Annotated in this window: 4 protein-coding genes; 1 reads left to right on the forward strand and 3 read right to left on the reverse strand. The window is 70.8% G+C overall.

What is annotated here, in order from left to right; all coding sequences use genetic code 11:
• Positions 1-312 precede the first annotated feature (312 nt).
• From IE170_RS32010 to IE170_RS32020, 3 genes are all read right to left on the reverse strand, one after another.
• A complete protein-coding gene (locus IE170_RS32010; protein WP_189812992.1) occupies positions 313-1500 on the reverse strand; it encodes an MAB_1171c family putative transporter in 1188 nt (395 codons plus the stop codon).
• Positions 1497-2051: a toxin-antitoxin system, toxin component gene (locus IE170_RS32015; RefSeq protein WP_114055004.1), complete on the reverse strand. Its 555-nt coding sequence runs from the start codon at positions 2049-2051 to the stop codon at positions 1497-1499. Before IE170_RS32015 ends, IE170_RS32010 begins: the two co-directional genes overlap by 4 nt.
• Before the next feature lie 64 nt (positions 2052-2115).
• A complete protein-coding gene (locus IE170_RS32020; protein WP_189812993.1) occupies positions 2116-2784 on the reverse strand; it encodes a helix-turn-helix domain-containing protein in 669 nt (222 codons plus the stop codon).
• 335 nt (positions 2785-3119) lie between these two features.
• Here IE170_RS32020 and IE170_RS33080 point away from each other — a divergent pair.
• On the forward strand, positions 3120-3556 hold a 437-nt coding region (locus tag IE170_RS33080), incomplete at its 3' end, for a helix-turn-helix domain-containing protein (RefSeq protein ID WP_229885379.1).

Genomic DNA, 3556 nt, shown 5'->3' on the forward strand with positions numbered 1-3556 from the left:
CGCGACCGCAGGGAGCGCCCTTTACAGGGCGGCCCGACCCGGAAGGACAATGGGCTGCCGGGACACCCCCGGAGCACACCGACCCCGAGTCGTCGGCTTCCGCTAACCCGGCTTCCGCTGCCGTCTCTCCGACCCCGACCCGTCGGCTCCGGCCAACTCGCCCCCCGCTGCAGTCTCCCCGACCCCGACCTCGTGGCTCCCGCCAACCCCGCTCTCGCCGAAGTCTCCCGACCCGGACCGCCCGGCTCCCGCCTCCCCCCCCCCGCCCCGCCGTCGCCCCCCGACCCCGCTCCGCCCCGTCCCGCCCGCCCCTCAGCTGGCCCCCGGCCCCGACAGGGTCGCAGCCCCGCGGAGTGCCGCTACCACCGGGGAGTCGCGGAGGGCCTGGGAGACGCCCAGGAGGTCTCGGGGGCCCGTCGGGGTGTCCGGGGGGAGGTCCTCGCGGGAGCCGATGGTTCTGCCGTCCGGGTCTGCCGAGTGGGCGCGGACCGCCGCCGAGACCATGGCGGCCTCGCCCACCGTGCGGGCCGTGTCCTCGTCGGCTCCGCCCGCCACGGCCAGTTCGTACGCGCGGTCGCGGTGGCGTTCGTCGAAGTACGGGCCCAGGTGGAGGAACGCGTCGTGGATGTCGGACTCGCGTTGGATGACCCGCAGCTCGGGCGGGGACCACCAGGACATCTTCACGCACGGCGTCCCGGTGGGCGTACACGGCTGGACCTCCGCCCACAGGGGGCCGAGGCGGCGGTAGGTGTTCCAGGTCTGCCAGTTGTCGGCCATCCGCTGGCACACCAGGGGCAGGACGAACCCGACGGCGCTGACCAGGGCGCCGATGGAGGCGAGCGGCGGGGCGGCGTACGTGCTCAGGTCGTCGAGGTCGTGGCCGAACCAGCGGGCGACCACCGCGGAGATCTTCGTGGCGTCGTAGCTGAGGTTGAACACGTACCCGGCCACGATGATCATCAGGCCGGTGCGCAGCCACCCGCGTACCTGGAGGGACCAGCGCAGGCACATGGCGACCATGACGACGGCGGCGACCAGGTGGGCCGTGAGGTACAGGGCGATCATGTACCGGATGTACGGGGTGTTGGCGTAGTAGGTGTCGAAGTCGCGCAGCCGCTCGACCGGGGCTTCGCCGAGCAGGAAGAGCACGATCAGGACGACGACGATGACGCCGTAGCCGACGATCCAGCGGCGGGAGGTGCGGCGGGTCTGTTCGGGCGGTCCGCCGCGCCAGTTCACGATGAGCACCAGGCAGGAGGCGCTGAACATGGTGATGAGGCAGTAGACCAGGGGTGCGGAGAAGTTGGTGACGCCGGTCCACCCGTTGACGGCGGCGATGGTCGGGGGAGCGGCGAAGGTGAACACCGAGCCGGCCAGGATCAGCAGGGCGCAGACCGAGCGCAGCAGGGGGTCGCGCCAGTTGTTGCGCAGGGCCGGCAGTTTGAAGGCGAGTGCGACCGCCAGTGCAGCTGCCGGTATGTAGTAGTCCTGGCCGTTCAACGGTCGTTCCTGTGCCCCCGATATCCGAGGGACGCCTCGATGCGGCCCGCGAGCTGGTCGCGTTGGGCGGGTGCCCGGTGGGCGGCGCCCGCGAGCCAGGTGCGGCAGCGGCTGCCCAGGAGGAGGCCGAAGGTCTCTGCTTCGGTCTCCTCCCGGACGTCGGCGCGGGTGCGTGCGGCGACGCGGCGGACGGTTTCGCCGAGGTCGGCCTCGTCGGTGAGCAGTCGGGCGGCGACGGCGGCGCCGTCGACGTGGTGGCTGCAGTGGCCGGCCTTCATGTGCCACAGCTCGTGGCCCAGGATGACGAGTTGGTGGTCCGGTGCGGTGCGCTCCTCGATGACGACCAGGTCGCGGTCGGCGAGGTCGAGCCACAGGCCGCTGGCCGTGCCGGGCGGGAAGGAGGCCATCCGGAAGTCCACCCGACGGCCGCGGTGTCTGCTCATGCCCTCGCAGAGCGCGGCGTAGAGGTCCACGGGTTCCACGGGCGCGGGCAGCCGGAGGCCGGCCACCAGTTCGCCGCACAACCGGCGCTGCTCTCTGCCTATGCTCACCGTTCTCCCCGTCGGCGTGGATCCGGATCAGGACTCAAGGATCAGACCCAGACTCTCGACTGGGTCAGGATTCGTTCGGTTTGACGCTTTCGAGGAGCATGTCCAGCCATTCGGTCACCTTGTCGCGGTGCTTGTCGCTGGGCAGTTGGGCGGCGCGCCAGGCGATGCCCCGGACGCCGTGGTTCTGCAGGAGTCTTGCCAGGGGGTCGCCGGCGGACGCGGCCGGGGAGGGGACGGTCTCGCGCGTGCGGCCCGCGTAGTCCTGGAGCAGTTGCTGTTCGGTGCGCAGGAGAGCGTCGAGCAGGGCGTCGGAGTCGTGGGCGGTGAGGAAGCCCGCATGGACGCCGAAGAAGCGCTGGATGGCGTCGCAGTGCTCCATGGTGGGGCGGCGGTCGCCGTTGATGAGCGCGCCCGCCTGCTGGCGGGACATGCCGGCGCCGTCGGCGATCTCCTGCTGGGTGTAGCGGCGGCCGTTGGGTTTCAGCCGGGTGCGCCGGAGCAGGTCCAGGCGCTGGAGGAACCGGGTCTGAAGGCAGGGCTCTCCGGCCGGTCGGCCGTCCAGAAGGCTCTTCACCACGTCGGTGGGTACGCCGGAGGCCTCGGAGAGGCGGCGCAGGTCGAAGACCTTGTTCGGGTCGCGGCCCATCTTGCCCGCGAGTTCGGCGACGCGCGTGACGGTGGCTGTCAGGGACGGGTTGGCCACCGCGACGGGAGCCGGGAAGCCGTCTGTCACCAGTGGTTCTCCTAGATCGCGGCGAGTCGGTTCGGGCACATGGTCGGCTTTTGGAATCTAGCCGTTTCGCCGCCGCAGGGCCAGAACTTGCCACAGCTGTGGCGGGAATGAGCTGTCAAGAGGCTGGAATTGCCACGATAGTTGACACTCGAATGAAGTCGGTAGCAGGATCGCCACAGGAAATTGAAGATCCAGACCGTGAGGAGGGGGAGCTCTCGGTGCCACATCTCGCAGCGGTGGGCCCGTCCGATGGCCTCGCCCGAGCCGGTGAGGAGCGCCTGGCGGGCGAGGAGTCCGCACGCGGTGCAGTGCGGTCGGAGCGACGCAAGGAGATTTTGCGCCAGCGCCGCGAGGAACTGGGCCTGAGCCAGGAAGACCTCGCCGCCCGGTTGCGGATCAGCGTGCGCGCCTACGGGAACTGGGAACGCGGCCTGGTCAAGGAATGGACCGACCGCAAGCTGCTCGCCCTGGCGGAAGCCCTGGAGATGAGCGAGCGGCAGTGCTTCTGGCTGTTCCGGGTCATGGTCGACCGCGACCCGCCGTCGACCTGGCGGGCGGCCGCGGACAACCGGCTGCCCGAAGACCCCGCGCAGCGCGACTACCTGGTGGACTACGCCGCCCTCATGGAGGCCGTGCCCTACCCGTCCTTCCTGGTCGACCACCGCTGGGACGTCGCGCTCACCAACTCGGCGTTCGACCGGCTCTTCCAGTCGGTCCGCCCCCACCCGACCGCCCTCCCCGACGACAACTTCCTGCGCTTCGTGCTCTTCCA

It is taken from the genome of Streptomyces toxytricini (assembly GCF_014649915.1).
Lineage (GTDB): Bacteria > Actinomycetota > Actinomycetes > Streptomycetales > Streptomycetaceae > Streptomyces > Streptomyces toxytricini.